Origin of the sequence: Bradyrhizobium sp. G127, from assembly GCF_021502575.1 — a bacterium.
GTDB lineage: Bacteria > Pseudomonadota > Alphaproteobacteria > Rhizobiales > Xanthobacteraceae > Afipia.
On sequence record NZ_JAKFGN010000001.1, the window covers coordinates 1,373,660 to 1,391,665 of the forward strand.

Consider the following 18,006-nt stretch of genomic DNA (forward strand, 5'->3'; position numbering starts at 1 on the left):
TCAGTCCCTAAACACTACAGTGCGGTTCTTGTTTACCAGAACGCGGTCCTCGAGATGGAATGCAAGTGCACGCGCCAGAACGCGGCGTTCGATATCGCGTCCCTTGCGGACGAGGTCTGCAGGCGAATCCGCGTGGCTGATGCGTTCGACGTCCTGTTCAATGATGGGGCCCTCGTCCAAGTCGGCGGTGACGTAATGCGCTGTGGCGCCCATCAGTTTCACACCGCGCTCATGGGCTTGATGATATGGCTTTGCGCCCTTGAAGCCGGGCAGGAACGAGTGGTGGATGTTGATACATTTGCCAGACAAGCGGGTGGAAAGTTTGTCGGACAGGATTTGCATGTAGCGCGCAAGCACCACTAGTTCCGTTCCGGTGGCTTTAACAAGCTCCCACAACTTTTCTTCCTGCTCGTGTTTGGTCTCCTTCGAGACCGGTAGATAATGAAAAGGAATGCCGTCGAGGTCGAGATGTTCGTAGGTGTCACGTGGATAGTTCGAAACGATGCCCGTGATGCCCATATCGATTTCGCCGGTTCGCCAGCGATAGAGCAGATCCACCAGGCAATGATCGAACCGGGAAACAAGGATCATGACGCACCGCTTCTGGCTGCGTGGCCGCAGTTGCCACGACAGCGAGAGGCGCTCGGCGATCGGGGAGAATCCCGCCTTCAATGCATCGAGCGGGACAGCGGATGACACTGTGTTAAAGACGATACGTGCAAAGAACGTATTGCTTTCCGTATCGTCAAATTGCTGGGCTTCCAGAATATTGCAACCTTGCTCGAACAGGAAGGTTGAGACGGCAGCTACGATTCCCGGCCGGTTCGGACTCGACAGCCGGAGGATGAACTGATCGGACAGGTCGGATGTCATTACAGGTTCTTTCAAATATCGCTGCTGGAAGATTTTATTTGTTGGATTGGAGTTGGCTGAGAAAGTCGATGCCGTACTCGGCACCGGTGGCGAGCAGGTGGCGCGCAAAGCTTGGAGCGAAGCTGCGCGCGACGGCGATCCTGTAGGAGGGCGCTTCACTGGTCTGCCAGAATGTCAGCCCGATATGAGCCGCTGAGGTGGTCGCAGCGTCATCGACCTTGAACACGCTCGGATCGAGGTCAATAGCTGCGCCCTTCATCATACACTCGCGTGCGCGAGACCCTTCAAGAGTGAAGAGGATATAAGCGTCGCTCTGGTCGCAGACCGCGGCGAGAGCGCCAAAGGCCTGCCGTAGCTGCGCTGCTGGGGGGGTATTGTTGGTACTGAAAGCAAGCCACTTTCCTGGGCCGATGCCGACAAATGACAGGAATTGCCCGCGGGAAACCACAGCTCCATCGACCAGATTGACGCCAAAAGCTGCAAGGCAGATGTCGCTCAGTGCGCAGGCCTGTCCGCGCGCCAGGGCGACCGATGCAATCGGCGAATCATCAACCGTAATCCGGACAGCGGAGCCGCTTGCGCCGTAATGGTCTGTACCCGGAAGTGCAGTGAATGAAACGTTTTTGAGAACATCAGCCACGAAGGCGTACTCCTTCGGGGTCAATGAATGTGGGCGCACAAACTTCGACCTCGATATCGGCGCCACGAATTGGATCGTAGGCACGTACGATGTCTCCGATGCGCTCCGGACCGCGCTTCAGCAGGCCTAGGCCGATCCAGTGCTGCAGGTTCGGTGAATACGCAACCGAAGTCATATAGCCTTCGTCGAACTTGATATCAGCCGGCTTGTTGAGGCCGAGAAAATGTGCACCTGCGCGAAGGCGCTGGTTTCGATCGACCGGGCGGAAGCCAGCGAGCACCGGCCGGTCCGGATCGAGAAACGCAGGACGCTGCGCCATCACGCGGCCGATATAGTCCTTCTTGCTGGATGCCATGCGCGCCAGCCCGAGATCTCGCGCGCTGGTCTGGCCATTGAGTTCGGAACCTGAGACATGGCCTTTTTCGATGCGCATGACGCCCAGCGCTTCCGTGCCATAGGGCGTGATTTCGAAGCTGCGTCCGGCCTCCATCAGCGCCTGCGCAAGACGTTGACCGCGGCGGGCGGGCACTGCGATTTCGTAACCGAGTTCACCGGAGAAGGAGAGACGAAAAATGCGGGCGGGCGTGCCACCCAACACATCGGCTTCAATCGCGCCCATGTAAGGCAGTGCTTCATTCGAAATATCCGCGCTATCGACAATTCCCGCTAGAACCTTGCGCGCGTTCGGACCGGCAATCGCGATCTGCGCCCATTGCTCACTGACCGATGTGAGTTGAACGTCAAGATCGGGCCGCAGAACCTGCAAGCAGAATTCGAGGTGCTGGAAAACCTTGGCGGCATTCACCGTTGTCGTCGTCATGACATAGTGATTTTCACCGAGCCGTGTCGTGGTGCCGTCGTCCATCACGATGCCGTCTTCGCGCAGCATGACGCCGTAGCGGGCGCGTCCGGCCGGCAGCGTCGAGAACATGTTGATATAAGCGAAGTCGAGCAACGCGCCTACATCCTTGCCCTGAAGATCGATCTTGCCGAATGTGGAGACGTCGATCAGTCCGACGCTGGCGCGCACGTTGGTGACTTCTCTGGTGACGGTCTCGAGCCAGTCGCTTTCCCCTACGCGGGGAAAATACTGGGCGCGCAGCCAGAGACCGGTCTCGACGAATTTCGCTCCCTGGGATTCCGCCCAGTGATGAGTTGGCGTCGGGCGAACGGGCCGGAAGTCACGCCCTCTGTGATGACCTGCCAGCACGCCGATAGCGACCGGGGTGTAGGGCGGCCTGAAGATTGTCGTGCCGGTGGCTTCGATGCTTTGCCCCGTCAGCGACGCCATGATGGCGAGGCCCGTGACATTGGATGTCTTGCCCTGATCGGTCGCCATGCCGAGCGTCGTATAGCGTTTCAGATGTTCGACGGAACGGAAGCCTTCGCCGTGGGCAATGGCGATGTCCTTCGCGGTGACGTCGTTCTGAAGGTCGACAAATGCCGGGTCGCGCGACTGCGTGACATGCCAGAATGGCTGGATGTCCGCAGCCGCATCGCCCGCATGCGGAGCGGGGATCGCTGCCGCCGCAAGTCCTAGATCGCGTGCAATCTCCGCGCCCTTGCTCGCGCCGTCCGCAAGACAGGCGGCGAGGCCGAAAATGCCGGCGGCGGAGCCCGCAACGCGCAGTCCCGGAGGACATTTGCCTGGAACGAAGGCGGCGATGGCCTCGTTCCATTTGGGCTTTCCGCCGTGATGGCAGGTGAGCTGGATGTTGGGCGACAGTCCGCTGGAGATCGCGAGGCCTGTGACTGAAAGCCGTTCCTGCTTGCCGTTCGCAACGACGTCGATCGAACGCAGGGTTTTCCCTGACGTGGCGACGACACGGCCGTCGAGGATGGTGCGAATGCCGAGATGTTTAGCCCGCGCCAGAATGTCAGGCGCAATGCCGGGGCGGATATCGATAATGACATCAGCCTTTGCGCCCGCTTCTGCGGCATCGAAGGCCGCCCGCCATGCGCCATCGTTGTTGACGAAGTAGGCCGCGCGAGAAGCGGGTGCGACAGCAAAGCGGTTTGCGAATGTCTGATGGGCACGCGCGCTCATGACGCCGGGGCGGTCATTGCCGCCGAACACGATGGGCCTGTCGATGGCACCTGCGGCGAGGAGAGCTTGCTTTGCGAATATCTTGAGAAGGCGCTGGCGGGGCTTGAATGCGGACGGCGTCGGCAGATGATCGTTCACGCGCTCGACCGCACCATATGTCCCGCCGTCGTACACGCCGAAGACTGTCGTGCGCGGCAGAAGCTCGACATTCGGCAGGCTCTCAAGTTCCCTCAGGGTTTCCTCAAGGAAAGAGAGTCCTGAAGCACCGTTGATCTCGGATTTTTCCGCAAGCAGCCGTCCGCCGAAGCGGAAATCCTCATCGGCGAGAAAGACGCGCGCGCCGCTGCGCGCTGCCGTCAAAGCCGCCATCAATCCGGCTGGACCGGCCCCTATCACGAGCAGGTCACAGAAGGCGTTGCGCTTTTCATACGCGTCGGGATCCGGCTCCATGGCGGCCCGGCCAAGTCCGGCCGCACGGCGGATGACGGGTTCGTAAAGTTTTTCCCAGGCCTGCGCGGGCCACATGAATGTCTTGTAGTAGAAGCCTGCGCCAAGGAACGGCGCGGCAAGGCCGTTGGCGGCCAGCAGGTCGAAAGACAAAGAGGGCCAGCGGTTCTGGCTGTCGGCGGCGAGGCCGTCATAGAGTTCCACCACGGTGGCCCGGGTGTTCGGCTCTTTGCGGCCGCCCTTTCGCAGTTCGACAAGCGCGTTCGGCTCGTCGGAGCCGGCGCTGAAGATGCCGCGGGGGCGATGATACTTGAAGGACCGCGCGACGAGCGACACGCCATTGGCAAGGAGCGCCGATGCGAGCGTATCGCCCTCGGCGCCTTGGTACGGCTTGCCGTCGAAGGTAAAACGAAGTGGCTTTGTCCGGTCGATCAGACCGCCCAGATTGAGCCGGCTCATGTTCAACCTCCGGCCTTGCGAGGAAAATTCACGCTGTAGATCTCGTGGGTGAGTGTGTCGCGCGTGACCTCGAGCCAGCGACGGCAGCCGTTGGCGTGATACCAAAGCTCGCGCTTTTCTCCGGCGGGATTGTCCCGCAGATAGACGTAATCGTGGAATGCGGTGGCCGCGTTCGCCGCAGTTGGATCGGGGCGGCGCAGGGCCGCGTCACCGAGGCAGGTGAACTCCTGAGAGTCGCGGAAGCCGCAATAGGGACATGTGATGCGCATGATTCAGTGCAGGTTCGGCTGTGCGCCGACCCCCTTTTCATCGATCACGTAGCCGGTGGCGAAGCGATCCAGCCGGAATGCGGCGTTCAGTTGATGCGGCTCATCCTTTGCAAGCGTCCACGCGAAGCACCAGCCGGATGCCGGTGTTGCCTTGAACCCACCGTAATTCCAGCCCGCGTTGAGATACAGGCCCGGATGCGGCGTTCGATCGATGATGGGGGACCCATCCATCGACATATCCGTGATGCCGCCCCAGTGCCGCAGAATGCGTAACCTGCCAAGCAACGGCATCAGCGCCATGCCGCCTTCGCAGACATCCTCGATCACCGGAAGATTCCCGCGCTGTGCATATGAACTGTAGCCGTCGATGTCTCCGCCGAAAACCAGGCCGCCTTTGTCGGATTGGCTGACGTAGAAATGTCCCGCGCCGAACGTGATGACGCCGTCGATCAGCGGCTTCAGCCCTTCGGTAACAAATGCCTGAAGCGGATAGCTTTCGATGGGAAGGCGAAGATTGGCGAGGCGCGCGAGACGCGAGGTATTTCCGGCGACGGCCAGTCCAACCTTGCCGGCTCGGATTTCGCCGCGTGTCGTCGAGACGCCAACCACTCGGCCGCCCTCGAAAAGAAAGCCGGTGACTTCGCAATTTTGAACGATATCGACGCCGAGACGGTCGGCGCCCCGTGCGTAGCCCCAGACCACGGCATCGTGTCTGGCTGTTCCGCCCCGCCGCTGCAGAATTCCGCCCTGGATCGGGAAGCGCGCGTTTTCGAAATCGAGGAACGGATACATGGCGCGAACCTGGGCCTGATCCAGAAGCTCGGAGTCGGCACCGCTGAGACGCATGGCATTGCCGCGTCTGGCATAGGCGTCGCGCTGTGCGTCCGAGTGATAGAGATTGAGGACGCCTCGCTGGCTCACCATGGTGTTGTAGTTGAGTTCCTGCTCAAGACCTTCCCATAGCTTCATCGACCATTCGTAGAATGGCTCGTTGCCCGGCAGCAGATAGTTTGAGCGAATGATGGTGGTGTTGCGGCCTGCGTTGCCGGAGCCGATCCAGCCTTTTTCGAGCACGGCGATGTTTCGGATGCCGTGTTCCTTCGCGAGATAGTATGCGGTGGCGAGGCCGTGACCGCCGCCGCCCACGATAATCACGTCGTAAGCGGGCTTCGGCGTCGCATTGCGCCACGCGGGCGTGAGGGCGGAAGGACCGCGAAAGACTTGGGCGGCAAGTGAGAGGACGGAATAACGCATCGCGAGCGCTCGTCTTAATTCGGTCCCTATAGATGTTTCATCCGATCGGCGCTATCGTGCCTGAATGCGACGTGATCTTGCCTATTTCCGACATCGCCTGAATCGTCCCATCTTCGATGGAGACGACCAGTGATCGACACGGCAGGGTGCCCGGCTCAGCGTGACAGTGAGGGGACAAGGCAGTTTGGCTTTCTGCTGCTCCCTAATTTTCCGCTCATGTCCTATGCGTCGGCGGTTGAACCGCTGCGCGCGGCAAACTTGCTGTCGGGAAAGCCGCTGTACCGATGGCAGCATATATCGGTCGACGGCGACACGGTTTTGGCATCGACTGGCGTCGGCATCCTGCCCGACGGCAAGATCGGCGACGATCTCGGGCTCGATACGCTGTTTGTTTGCGCTGGTGGCAATCCGGCCAAATTCAGGCACCGGCAAACCTTGCAGTGGTTGCGGTCGCTCGCTCGCTCCGGTGTCTCAATGGCTGGAATGTCCGGCGGCCCCTTTGTGCTTGCGCGCGCCGGATTGCTCGATGGACGCCGCTGCACGCTTCATTGGGAGCATATCCCTGCCTTTATCGAAGACTTCCCCGAACTCGACGTGCGCCGTACCCTTTACGAGATAGATCGCGACCGCATTACGTGTGCGGGCGGAATTTCCTCGCTCGATATGATGATAGAGCTGATCGAGCGCGATCATGGCGTTGAGCTTTCGGGCGCTGTGAGCGAATGGTATCTGCGGACGCAACCGCGCACCGGAAGCGGTCCACAGCGCATGCCTCTGCGTGAGCGGCATGGTGTGAGCAACGAGCGCCTGATCCGTGTGTTGACGTTGATGGAGGCGCGAATCGAAGATCCGCTGACACTCGGCGAGATGGCCGAAAGTGCCGGCATCACGCCACGCCAGTTGGAGCGGCTGTTCACCGATAATCTCCACGACAAGCCGTCGCGTTATTATCTCAAAATCCGGCTCAGCCGCGCTCAGAACCTGCTCCGGCAGACATCGTTATCCATTGCGGAAGTCGCGATGGCGACGGGCTTCGTTTCAACGAGTCACTTTTCGCGCGTCTATTCGAAAACGTTCAGTCGTTCTCCGAAGCAGGACCGTGTGCGCAGTTGATCGCATGGCCGTCATGCGGCTCTCACTACTGAAGTCTTTCATTGGGCGTTTCGCAGCAACGACGTTTAACGTCCCGCAGTTGCTGGCTGGATTAAGGGCAACCCGCTCAATTTCTTGGCAGGAAAATTATATTCTTATTGATTGACGGCGCGGCCATTCGCGTTTATCGACGAACCATAGTGATCGTTCACAGCGGTCATGGTGCCGGAGAGTCGTTGGATGTGTGGAATCGTCGGGTTGTATTTGAAGGACAAGTCGCTCGAGCCAGAGCTTGGGTCGATGCTTGCATCGATGTTGTGTGTAATGACCGATCGCGGTCCTGACAGCGCGGGCTTCGCGATCTACGGTCAGGGCAATCCAGATCAGGTGAAGCTTTCGTTGCGAACCGCACTGGATTTCGATGTCTCGCGCCTCGAAACTGAACTGGCTGACGTATCAGGCGGCGGCCCGAGCGTGATGAAGCGGGCGACCCATACGTTGTTGACAATTCCCGCCAGCAAGGAGGCGGCCGTCCGCAATGCCATTGCTGCGCGCTATCCCCAGATCACAGTTGTCGGCAGCGGAACGCGCATGGAGATCTTCAAGGAGGTGGGTTTGCCTGCGGACGTGGCATCCCGTTTTGACTTGGCGCATATGACCGGTACCCACGGAATCGGTCACACGAGAATGGCGACCGAGTCTGCTGTCACGACCGATGGTGCGCATCCGTTCTCGACGGGGCGCGACCAGTGCCTCGTTCATAACGGCTCGCTTTCGAACCATGCCGGGGTCCGTCGCATGCTGAAGCACGAAGGGCTGACTTTCACCACGGACAACGATTCGGAAGTTGCGGCAGGCTATCTCTCTTGGCGGATGCAGAAGGGCGCTTCGCTGGGTGAGGCTCTGAAGGAAAGCCTCGGTGATCTCGACGGCTTCTATACCTTCGTCGTCGGCACAGAGTCTGGCTTCGGGGTGCTGCGCGATCCGATCGCCTGCAAGCCCGCCGTTATGGCCGAGACCGAGCGCTACGTTGCGTTCGGCTCGGAGTATCGCGCACTCGTCAATCTGCCTGGCGTCGCAAATGCAAAGGTGTGGGAACCAGAGCCCTCAACGCCGTATTTCTGGGAATCCGCGGCATGAACATGATTGAAAACGAGGTTTCTTTCGATCTTCGCAAGAACACGCTCCGCGACCTCAATCAGGCGCTGCATGACCTAAGCAAGACCCCAGGTGCGAAGTATTGGCGCGTCCGGAATCCGGATGGCGCACACGCGATCGCCGCGGGGATCAAGGCACCGGTCACCGTCAATGTGGAAGGACATGTCGGGTACTACTGTGCGGGTATGAACCAGCTTGCGACGGTCATCGTGCACGGCAATGCCGGCGTTGGCGTTGCCGAAAACATGATGTCAGGCCTCGTGCACGTCAAGGGCGATGCGAGTCAGGCGGCTGGCGCTACGGCACATGGCGGAACCCTCATCGTGAATGGCAATGCATCGGCGCGTTGCGGCATCTCGATGAAGGGCGTCGATATCCTGGTGAAGGGTAATATTGGACACATGAGCGCTTTCATGGGGCAGGCCGGCTCTCTTGTCGTGCTGGGCAATGCAGGAGAGGCGCTTGGAGATTCAATCTACGAAGCGCGACTCTTCATCCGAGGCAGTGTTGCAAGCCTTGGCGCCGACTGTATCGAGAAAACGATGGGGGACAAAGACAAGGCTTACCTTGCGGAGAAACTGAAAGCCGCCGGTATGGCCGGCGAAGTCGATGTCGCGGAGTTCAAGCGATACGGGTCGGCCCGCCAACTCTACAATTTCCACGTCGATAACGCTGGTGCGTATTAATTCAGGGAATGTAACTTCAATGGCTATCAAGTCCCCTACGCCGCCGCGCTTTTCCGCGACCTTCGATGAATACTCTCTTGCCGAAATCCGCAGAGCCGCTTCCACCGGAATCTACGACATTCGGGGCGGCGGAGCGAAGCGCAAGGTCCCGCATTTTGACGATCTGCTATTTCTCGGCGCGTCGATGTCACGTTATCCGTTGGAAGGATACCGTGAGCGTTGTGGCACCGATGTTGTGCTTGGCAGTCGGTTCGCCAAGAAGCCGATCCATCTGAAGATTCCCGTCACGATCGCCGGCATGAGCTTCGGTGCTCTCTCCGGTCCTGCAAAAGAGGCGCTGGGTCGCGGCGCTTCGACGGCGGGGACTTCGACCACAACCGGCGACGGTGGAATGACGCCCGAGGAGCGCGGGCAATCATCGATGCTGGTCTATCAGTATTTGCCATCCCGTTACGGTATGAATCCGGATGACTTGCGAAAGGCGGACGCAATCGAGATTGTCATCGGGCAGGGCGCCAAGCCCGGCGGCGGCGGAATGTTGCTTGGCCAAAAAATTTCGGATCGCGTGGCGGAGATGCGCACGCTGCCGAAAGGCATCGATCAGCGCTCGGCCTGCCGTCACCCGGACTGGACCGGCCCCGACGATCTTGAAATCAAGATTCTCGAGCTGCGTGAGCTGACCGACTGGGAAAAGCCGATCTACGTTAAGGTCGGAGCCGCGCGGCCTTATTACGATACAGCATTGGCAGTGAAATCCGGCGCCGATGTTGTGGTGCTCGACGGTATGCAGGGCGGCACGGCTGCCACGCAAGAGGTGTTCATCGAAAATGTCGGCCTTCCGATTTTGTCCGCAATCCGGCCCGCGGTTCAGGCGCTGCAGGATCTCGGCATGCATCGGAAAGTGCAGCTGATTGTCTCCGGCGGTATTCGCAATGGCGCTGACGTTGCCAAGGCGCTCGCACTCGGCGCGGACGCTGTCGCAATAGGAACCGCAGCGCTTGTTGCTCTGGGTGACAACGATCCTGTCCATGAAACGGAGTATCAGGAGCTCGGCACGACTGCAGGAGCTTATGATGACTGGCATGAGGGACGCGATCCCGCGGGCATCACGACGCAGGACCCCGCTCTTGCTGCGCGGCTTGACCCGGTGAAGGCGGGCCGTCGTCTCGCCAATTATCTCGCGGTGCTGACTCTCGAGGCGCAGACCATCGCGCGCGCTTGCGGCAAGAACCACGTCCACAATCTCGAACCGGAAGATCTGGTTGCCTTGACGCTGGAGGCTGCTGCGATGGCGCGCGTTCCGCTCGCAGGAACAAACTGGATTCCCGGACTGCAAACGTTCTGATCATTTCAATCTTGCTATCTGAACAAAGGCACCTGCATGACGACCTTAGCCGAGATTGCTACCAAAGACCGCCCGGCGTCCGCGTCATCTGAAACCATTGATCTGGCGAAGATCGCGAAGGAGCGAGGAATTAAATATTTCCTGATTTCCTATATCGATCTATTCGGGGCCTCACGCGCCAAACTCGTTCCGGCTTCCGCGATCGCCGGCATGGCCAAGAACGGTGCAGGCTTCGCTGGTTTTGCAACGTGGCTCGATATGTCACCGGCAGATCCTGACCTGTTCGCCCTTCCGGATCCGACAAGCCTCATTCAGTTGCCGTGGAAGCCGGAGGTTGGCTGGCTCGCATCCGATCTCTACATGAACGGAAAGATGGTTCCGCAAGGACCCCGCAATGTTCTCAAGAAAGCCATCGCCGATGCCGCGAAACATGGCGTTGTCCTCAAGACCGGCGTTGAATGCGAGTACTTCCTCGTTATGCCGGATGGTTCGGCGATCAGCGACGCGGCCGATACTGCGACCAAGCCCTGCTACGATCAGTCAGCCTTGATGCGCCGCTATGCCGTCATCAAGGACATCTGCGACGCGATGCTGTCACTCGGATGGGGCGCATATCAGAACGACCACGAAGACGCGAACGGTCAGTTTGAAATGAACTGGCACTATGACGATGCCCTGGTCACGGCGGACCGTCATGCGTTCTTCAAGTTTATGGTTCGTGCCATTGCGGAACAGCACGGCCTGCGTGCGACTTTCATGCCGAAGCCGTTCCTGAATCTGACCGGCTCAGGTTGCCACATGCATGTATCGATCTGGAAGGGCGAAGAGAATATTTTCGAGGATGAGGCGGACGAACTCGGGTTATCCAAGATGGGTTACCAGTTCATCGGCGGCATCATCAACAGCGCTGATGCGCTCTGTGCTATCACCAATCCAACAGTGAATTCCTACAAGCGGATCAATGCACCGCGTACAGTCTCCGGTGCCACCTGGGCCCCCAATACGGTCACTTACACCGGCAATAATCGCACCCATATGATCCGCATTCCGGAGGCGGGACGTTTTGAATTCCGCCTCGCAGACGGCGCTGCAAATCCCTATCTGCTTCCGGCGGCGGTGCTGGCGGCGGGTATGGATGGCGTAGCCAACAAACGCGATCCAGGCAAGCGTCTGGACATCAACATGTACACGGATGGTCATACGATCGTTGACGCGAAGCGTTTGCCGCTGAACTTGCTGGACGCGCTGCGCGCGCTGGAGAACTCGACGATTCTGCGCGGTGCACTCGGCGATGAACTTGTCGACGGCTTTCTGAAGTTGAAGACCATCGAGTGGAACGACTACAGCCGATTCCTGACGCAGTGGGAGCGGGACAATACGCTCGATATCTGATGCGGACTGATCGAAGCGAATCTGCCGACAACCGCCGTCAGATTTGCCGTCTCGGATAAACGATAATCGATAGATAGGTCATTGGCCGCTTGACCAGAGTTTCTGGGCCATGCAGCGCGCCTGAATCGAACATCAGGGAATCCCCCGGCCGAAGCCGGTGGCTGGTGTCGCCATGACGATAGATCACTTCGCCCGACAGCATGTAAATAAATTCGATTCCGGAATGCTGGAAGCCGGTGAAGGCCTCGGCATTTTCTTCCAATGTGATCAGATATGGCTCGACCGCGACGTCACCGCCGATCACATGCCCCAGCAACTGATAGACATGACCGACCTTGGTGCCGCGCCGTTCGATGACGACGCCCTGTTTCGCCCGGACATAGGAGCAGTCGCGGCGTTCTTCTGACGCAGCGAACAGCATGCTCAAAGAAACTTTCAGCGCATTCGCAATCGACTGGAGGGTCGAGAGCGACGGCGAAATCTGGCCGTTCTCGATTTTGGAAAGCATGCCAGCCGAGATATTTGCAGCGTTTGAAAGATCGAGCACCGACAGATCCTGCTCGCGTCTGATGAAGCGAATTCGCGCGCCTAGTGCGCGTTCAAGCGCGCGCGAGCCTTCTGCGGGAGCGTTCGATCCGGTGCTGTACTCCCGGCTAACGGCTTCAATATTCTTCGCGCTCTTCTTCGGCATTGCGAATCCTTCAGACCAACGACCGCCAAGGCATACCACGTGGCGAACATATCACTTGCAGATATTTAAGACCCATGTGCGCGCAAGGGTGCAATTCCTCGCAACTCTATTGATCGCGCGTTAGCCTCGCTCAATGCAACACCTCGGCGGCGCATTGATCGTCATATCTGCGCTGCGACCGTTTTGTGTGCGCAGCGATGCTCCTTATTGATCCGTGATGCACACATTTTACTCTTGAGAAACATTCTTTCACTTCTATTCTTAGAAAATAGATTTCTTTTCAGGAAAATGAGGCAGGGGTTCAAAATGGGTACCAATCGCCGCGACTTTCTCAAGAAAACGGCATTACTAGGCACCGCCGCTGCGGCCGCGCCGTATGGATTTGTTCGCACTATCGATCAGGCATGGGGCGCGACCCCGTGGATCAAGAAGGGAGAGCCGATCAAGATCGGACTTCTGTTCTCGCTGACGGGCGGTCTCGCTGTACCGGAAGAAGATTCCACCCTCGTGATGCAATACGCGATCGACGAGATCAACAAGAATGGCGGCATCGCCGGCTCGCCGATCGAGCCTGTCATCGTCGACGCGAAGTCGGACTTCAACGTCTACTCCGAAAAGACGAAGGAGCTCATTCTGCGCAATAAGGTCATTGCATTGTTCGGCTGCTACACCTCGGCAAGCCGCAAAGCGATCCTGCCGACGGTTATGGCGCAGAACCATCTTCTGTACTATCCGACCTGTTACGAAGGCGCGGAATGCACGCAGAACACGATCTGCACCGGACCGCTTGCCAACCAGCACTCCCAGGACCTCATTCCATTCATGGTCAAGGAGTTTGGAAAGAAGGTCTTCTTCGTCGGCTCGAACTATGTGTGGCCGAAGGAATCGAACAAGAACGCCAAGATCTGGCTCGAGAAGGCTGGGGGCGAGTTGCTCGGTGAAGAATACATCCCGCTCGGCGGCTCCGAGTTCGGGCCTGTGCTGAACAAGATTCGCGACGCTAAGCCGAATTTCATCTTCTCCACGGTCGTCGGCGCGTCGGACATCGCCTTCCACAAGCAGTTCAAGCAGGAAGGTTTCAAGGTCGACACGATGCCGATCGCTTCGCTCACCACGGGCGAAATCGAGACCCGCGCCATGGGCAACGAGTTCGGTGCCGGCCACTTCCTGTCGGCTCCTTACTTCCAGGCACTGGATAATCCGACCAACCACAAGTTCGTCGAGGGCTTCCTCAAGAGCAAGTACGGCAAGAACGGCACCACGCACTACAATATGGAAGAAACCTATCTGTCGGCCTACGTATTCAAGTACGGCCTTGAGAAGGCCATCGCGGCGCTTGGCTACGATGGCGTGACGCCTCGCTCGATCCGCGATCATTCGGGCGGCATCAAGGTCGAGGATGGCATTTCGCCGGAGGGGCTGATCTGGATCGACGATCAGAACTTCAACACCTGGCTCAAGCCGAAGATTGGCCAGTGTCAGGCTGACGGCAGCTTCAAGATCGTGAAACAGGCCGCAGAGCACGTCGCTCCGGATCCGTATTCGATCTATCCGGCCAGCGGCAAGTGTACTGCCAAGGGCCTTGTAGCGCCGGACGGCAAGGTTCGCACAAACGTTATCTAAAACCATCGGCGCGCTTCCGGTCGATATCGGCTGGAAGCGCGCGGGTAATGAGAGGCGAGCAAATGGCGCTCGGAAGTTTCTTCGGATCATTCGATATAAGTGCGTTTCTGAACGCGCTTATTCTCGGCATCAGCATCGCCAGCATATGGTTGCTTGCGGCGCTGGGGTTAACCATCATCTATGGCACGGTCGGCGTGATCAACATGGCGCACGGTGAATTCATCATGCTCGGCGCCTACAGTTCCTACATGCTGCAGAGCTATTTTTCGCTTCCATTCCTGCTATGTATTCCAGCCTCGTTCCTTATCGTGGCCGCCGTCGGCCTCATCCTGGAGCGCGGCCTGATCCGATATCTCTATAAACGCCCGCTCGATACCTTGCTTGCAACGTTCGGAGTCTCGCTTGTTCTGATGCAGGGTGTGCGGCTGTTGTTCGGCAGTGACCCGAAGTACATCGCCGTGCCGACGATTTTCTCCAGCAATGTGCAGTTCGGCTTTGTCAACATTTCCGCGTTCCGGATGGTTGTGCTTGGCATTACGATCGGCGCGGTTGTGGCGTTATGGGCGTTGTTCTACCGCACAAGGTTCGGTGTCCAGGTTCGTGCCGTGATGCAGAACAAGGAGATGGCCGCATCGTTCGGCATCAACTCCGATCGCGTGTATATGCTGACATTTGCGCTGGGCGCGGGGTTGGCCGGTTTAGCCGGCTCTCTGTTTGGCGTTCTGAACATCGTGCTGCCGACCATGGGGTCCGCCTATGTGGTGCAGGCATTTCTGGTCGTTGTTGTCGGCGGCGGCACGCTCGCCGGAAGTGTGGTTGCGGGCGGTGCGACGGGCGAGTTGCAATCGATCTTTGCATACTTCACGAACGATACGTTCGCCCGGTTCCTGTTGTTTGTCCTGATTGTCGTGCTCCTGCGCATTCGTCCGCAAGGTCTCTTTGCACCTTCGGCAACACGCAGATGACGCAAGTGACACGAGTGAGCCCAACGACATGAATCTCTACCACAATACCAAGGCGCAGTGGCTGACCTACCTCGTGTTCTTCGTGGCGATTGGCACCGTACCGCTGTACGTGACCGACAATTTTCTGCTCAACCAGTTCGCGGTTTACGGCGTGTACGGCATGCTCGCGCTGGCTATCGGGCTTTGCTGGGGTTTTGGCGGCATTTTGAACCTCGGTCAGGGCATTCCGTTCGGCCTCGGGGCCTATGGCATGGCAATGACCATGCAGATGCAGTCGCAGGATGCGTCGAATCCAATTCCGCCATTCATGCTGAACAACAGCCTCGACCATCTGCCATGGTTCTGGGAGCCATTTCGCAACACAGGGTTCGGCATTTTCCTGGCGTTGCTGGTGCCGACCCTTTTTTGCGCGTTGTTCGGCGGCTTGATGTTCCGCGCCCGGGTTTCAGGTCCGTTCTTCGCGATCATGACGCTGGCCATGCTGAGCGCATTTTACACTTTGATCCTCGATATCCAACCCTACACCAACGGCGTCAATGGCATCACGCCGCCGTCGCCGCTCACGATGGGCAACTTCACTTTCGACCCCTACAGTCCTGAGGTGTACTGGATCGTTTTTGGGCTCCTGCTTGTCGCGACTGTCGGCGGTAAGTTGATGACGCGCAGCCGTTTCGGACTGGTGGTCCAGGCGGTGAGAGGTGACGCGGAGCGCGTGCGTTTTCTTGGCTACAACGTGGCCAGTTACGAAACCGCCATCTACACCGTGTCGGGATTCATCGCCGCCGTCGCGGGATGTTGCTGGGTCGTTCTGACCCAGTACGTTTCGCCGGCGCAATTCGACACCACTTTCAGTCTTTCGATGGTGATCTGGGCCGGTATTGGTGGTCGGCTTTCGTTGTTGGGCGCGATCATCGGAGCGTTCATGATCCAGGGTGGCCAGAGCTATCTCGGCGACTCCCTGCTGTCGACGTGGCTGCTTTTCCTCGGCGCCTTCTTTATCGTTGTGGTGCGCTTCCTGCCGAAAGGGCTCGTGGGTCTTGTCGAGACCATTTTGGGATATTTCCCTGTTGCAAGAAAGAAGAAGACGGTCGGCGAAGATCGGCCCGCTGACGGCCAGCTCCTTCCGCAGCCAGGGGAGTGAGAGGGCGCAATGTCGTTTCTTGAAATCAAAAATCTCTGCAAGACGTTCGACACCGTAAACGTCATCAACGATTTCAGCGTTGAGATCGTCGAAGCGACGCTTTGCTGTCTTGTCGGTCCAAATGGCGCGGGAAAAACCACGACCATGGATCTGATCACGGGGCGCCAGAAGCCGACCTCCGGTACGATCACCTTTTGCGATGAAGATATTACAGGCCTCGACGAGCACGAGATCGCCCGGCGCGGGATCGGACGCAAATTCCAGGTGCCGGCTGTTTTTAGAGATCTGTCGGTTCGTCAAAACCTCGAAGTTTCCTATAGCCGCAACACCAATCCGCTGAAGAACATGTTCCGTTTTCGCGAGACTGGATTCGCACAGAAGCTCGACGAAGTTGCGACGCTAAGCGGCCTTTCGGATCGTCTCGATGTCGAGGCGGGAATTCTGTCGCACGGTGAAACGCAGTGGCTTGAGATTGGCATGGTGCTGATGCAGGATCCTCGGTTGCTGCTGCTGGATGAGCCGATTGCGGGCATGACGGAATCCGAGATTGAGAAGACGGCAAAGATCTTCAACAATCTGAAGGCGACGAACACGCTTTTGGTCGTTGAACACGATATGTCTTTCGTTCGGCAAATCGCCGATGTCGTCACCGTGATGCATATGGGCAGCCTGCTCGCCCAGGGTTCGTTGAAAGAAATTGAATCGAATGAGCGTGTCCGCGAAGTCTATCTTGGGGAGACTGCGGCATGACCACGCTTCTCTCGATGGACAGGGTAACGTCCTATTACGGTAAAACCCCAATCCTGAAGGATTTCTCGTTCGAGATAGAGCAGGGTACATGCCTTTGCGTGCTGGGACGCAACGGTGTCGGCAAGACGACCATGATGCGTACGATCATGGGACTTACCGACCGATCCGCCGGCGATATCACCATAAACGGATTGTCGATTGGCGCATTGCCGACTTATCAGCGGGCCAAACAGGGCATCGGCTACGTTCCGCAAGGACGCGGCATTCTCTCTGATTTTACTGTCCGCGAGAATATCCTGCTCGGCACCTTCGCGCGCAAGGACGAAGACAACGAGATTCCGGAAATCTGTCTGCGTCTGTTTCCCTATCTCAAGGAAAATCTCGATCGGCGTGCGGGGCTGCTGTCGGGCGGCCAGAAGCAGCAGCTGGCGGTGGCGCGGGCTCTCGCAGTGGATCCGAAAGTTTTGCTTCTCGACGAGCCGACCGAAGGAATCCAGCCGAACATCGTTCAGGAAATCGGCGAAACACTGCGGATGCTCAACAAGGAGCTTGGCATCACGCTGCTGCTTACCGAGCAGCACATCAAGGTCGCAAAAAAGCTCGGCGACAAATTTCTCATGCTGGACAACGGTCGCGTCGTTGCCTCCGGCCCGATAGACGCCCTCGACGACGAAGTCATTCAAAAGCATATGACGATCTAACAACGGAGCAGGACCATGATTCCCATTCCACGCCCTTCGACGCCCGATGCTGAGCGCATGATCAGGGAACACAAGGAATGTATCGACTCCATGAAGGGAGTTGCCGGCAACAGCGTTCTGAAATGCGAGACGCCAGGAGACACCACGACCGTCACCGGCGGAATTCATGAGGATCTTCAGCTGAACCGCGTCCTGCTTCGGATGCGTGCCAAGCCAGCCAAGGGCAAGCTCGTGGTTATTTGCACCAAAGTCGAAAAGGAATGGCGCATTGCCCGCCTTTCGGGCGTGCGTGGCGTGCCGCCCGAATTCGTGACCGATAAGGTCTACGACAACGAGCAAGACCCGCAGCACGATATTTTTCTCATGCGACTTGAGGAGATGCCGGAGACCGATGGTTTCCCCGAGCACTTCCGGGAAGGCTGGAAGCGCCGCGACGACCAGTGGACCGTAACCTGATCGCAAAATCTGGCATC

17 protein-coding genes are annotated in these 18,006 nt (G+C 58.3%); 11 read left to right on the forward strand and 6 right to left on the reverse strand.

Translation table 11 applies throughout. The features are described 5' to 3' along the window. The 5 genes from purU to LVY71_RS06685 are packed head-to-tail and all read right to left on the reverse strand — an operon-like array spanning nt 1 to nt 5,989. On the reverse strand, nt 1-873 hold the full coding sequence (gene purU / locus LVY71_RS06665) for a formyltetrahydrofolate deformylase (RefSeq protein ID WP_502797536.1): 873 nt from the start codon (nt 871-873) through the stop codon (nt 1-3). A gap of 34 nt (nt 874-907) precedes the next feature. Next, entirely contained in the window at nt 908-1,513 is a 606-nt protein-coding gene (locus LVY71_RS06670) for a sarcosine oxidase subunit gamma (RefSeq protein ID WP_235099021.1), read from the reverse strand. After that, entirely contained in the window at nt 1,506-4,466 is a 2,961-nt protein-coding gene (locus LVY71_RS06675; RefSeq protein ID WP_235099022.1) for a sarcosine oxidase subunit alpha family protein, read from the reverse strand. The genes LVY71_RS06670 and LVY71_RS06675 overlap by 8 nt, the downstream gene beginning before the upstream one ends. A 2-nt stretch (nt 4,467-4,468) precedes the next feature. Beyond that, complete coding sequence (locus LVY71_RS06680) at nt 4,469-4,735, reverse strand: sarcosine oxidase subunit delta (protein ID WP_235099023.1); 267 nt, start codon at nt 4,733-4,735, stop codon at nt 4,469-4,471. Between the two features lie 3 nt (nt 4,736-4,738). Continuing rightward, entirely contained in the window at nt 4,739-5,989 is a 1,251-nt protein-coding gene (locus LVY71_RS06685; protein WP_235099024.1) for a sarcosine oxidase subunit beta family protein, read from the reverse strand. Nucleotides 5,990-6,118: 129 nt separating this feature from the next. Here LVY71_RS06685 and LVY71_RS06690 point away from each other — a divergent pair, with 129 nt between their 5' ends. The 5 genes from LVY71_RS06690 (at nt 6,119) to glnT (ending at nt 11,662) form a co-directional block, all read left to right on the forward strand. Beyond that, on the forward strand, nt 6,119-7,102 hold the full coding sequence (locus tag LVY71_RS06690) for a GlxA family transcriptional regulator (protein ID WP_235099025.1): 984 nt from the start codon (nt 6,119-6,121) through the stop codon (nt 7,100-7,102). A gap of 219 nt (nt 7,103-7,321) precedes the next feature. After that, nucleotides 7,322-8,221, forward strand: coding sequence for a class II glutamine amidotransferase (locus LVY71_RS06695; RefSeq protein WP_235099026.1), 900 nt, complete (start codon nt 7,322-7,324; stop codon nt 8,219-8,221). Then, the gene (locus tag LVY71_RS06700) at nt 8,218-8,925 is read left to right on the forward strand and encodes a GltB/FmdC/FwdC-like GXGXG domain-containing protein (RefSeq protein ID WP_235099027.1); all 708 of its coding nucleotides are present in this window, start codon (nt 8,218-8,220) and stop codon (nt 8,923-8,925) included. The genes LVY71_RS06695 and LVY71_RS06700 overlap by 4 nt, the downstream gene beginning before the upstream one ends. 19 nt (nt 8,926-8,944) lie before the next feature. Continuing rightward, nucleotides 8,945-10,270, forward strand: coding sequence for an FMN-binding glutamate synthase family protein (locus LVY71_RS06705; RefSeq protein WP_235099028.1), 1,326 nt, complete (start codon nt 8,945-8,947; stop codon nt 10,268-10,270). Between the two features lie 36 nt (nt 10,271-10,306). Continuing rightward, nucleotides 10,307-11,662 carry a type III glutamate--ammonia ligase gene (gene glnT, locus LVY71_RS06710; RefSeq protein WP_235099029.1) on the forward strand — a complete coding sequence of 452 codons (1,356 nt, stop codon included), beginning with the start codon at nt 10,307-10,309 and terminating at the stop codon, nt 11,660-11,662. A gap of 37 nt (nt 11,663-11,699) precedes the next feature. On the opposite strand, the gene LVY71_RS06715 is transcribed toward glnT, so the two are convergent. After that, nucleotides 11,700-12,353: a helix-turn-helix domain-containing protein gene (locus LVY71_RS06715; protein WP_235099030.1), complete on the reverse strand. Its 654-nt coding sequence runs from the start codon at nt 12,351-12,353 to the stop codon at nt 11,700-11,702. Between the two features lie 306 nt (nt 12,354-12,659). On the opposite strand from LVY71_RS06715, the gene LVY71_RS06720 reads away from it, so the two are divergent. The 6 genes from LVY71_RS06720 (at nt 12,660) to LVY71_RS06745 (ending at nt 17,989) form a co-directional block, all read left to right on the forward strand. After that, nucleotides 12,660-13,976 (forward strand): transporter substrate-binding domain-containing protein, encoded by a 1,317-nt coding sequence (locus LVY71_RS06720; protein WP_235099031.1) that lies wholly within the window; start codon nt 12,660-12,662, stop codon nt 13,974-13,976. Between the two features lie 62 nt (nt 13,977-14,038). Further along, nucleotides 14,039-14,941, forward strand: coding sequence for an urea ABC transporter permease subunit UrtB (gene urtB / locus LVY71_RS06725; RefSeq protein ID WP_235099032.1), 903 nt, complete (start codon nt 14,039-14,041; stop codon nt 14,939-14,941). Between the two features lie 28 nt (nt 14,942-14,969). Then, the gene (urtC, locus tag LVY71_RS06730) at nt 14,970-16,082 is read left to right on the forward strand and encodes an urea ABC transporter permease subunit UrtC (protein ID WP_349629884.1); all 1,113 of its coding nucleotides are present in this window, start codon (nt 14,970-14,972) and stop codon (nt 16,080-16,082) included. A 9-nt stretch (nt 16,083-16,091) separates the two neighbouring features. Beyond that, entirely contained in the window at nt 16,092-16,832 is a 741-nt protein-coding gene (gene urtD / locus LVY71_RS06735; RefSeq protein WP_235099034.1) for an urea ABC transporter ATP-binding protein UrtD, read from the forward strand. Further along, on the forward strand, nt 16,829-17,533 hold the full coding sequence (gene urtE / locus LVY71_RS06740) for an urea ABC transporter ATP-binding subunit UrtE (protein ID WP_235099035.1): 705 nt from the start codon (nt 16,829-16,831) through the stop codon (nt 17,531-17,533). Before urtD ends, urtE begins: the two co-directional genes overlap by 4 nt. Before the next feature lie 15 nt (nt 17,534-17,548). Beyond that, complete coding sequence (locus LVY71_RS06745) at nt 17,549-17,989, forward strand: N,N-dimethylformamidase alpha subunit family protein (RefSeq protein WP_235099036.1); 441 nt, start codon at nt 17,549-17,551, stop codon at nt 17,987-17,989. Nucleotides 17,990-18,006: the final 17 nt, after the last annotated feature.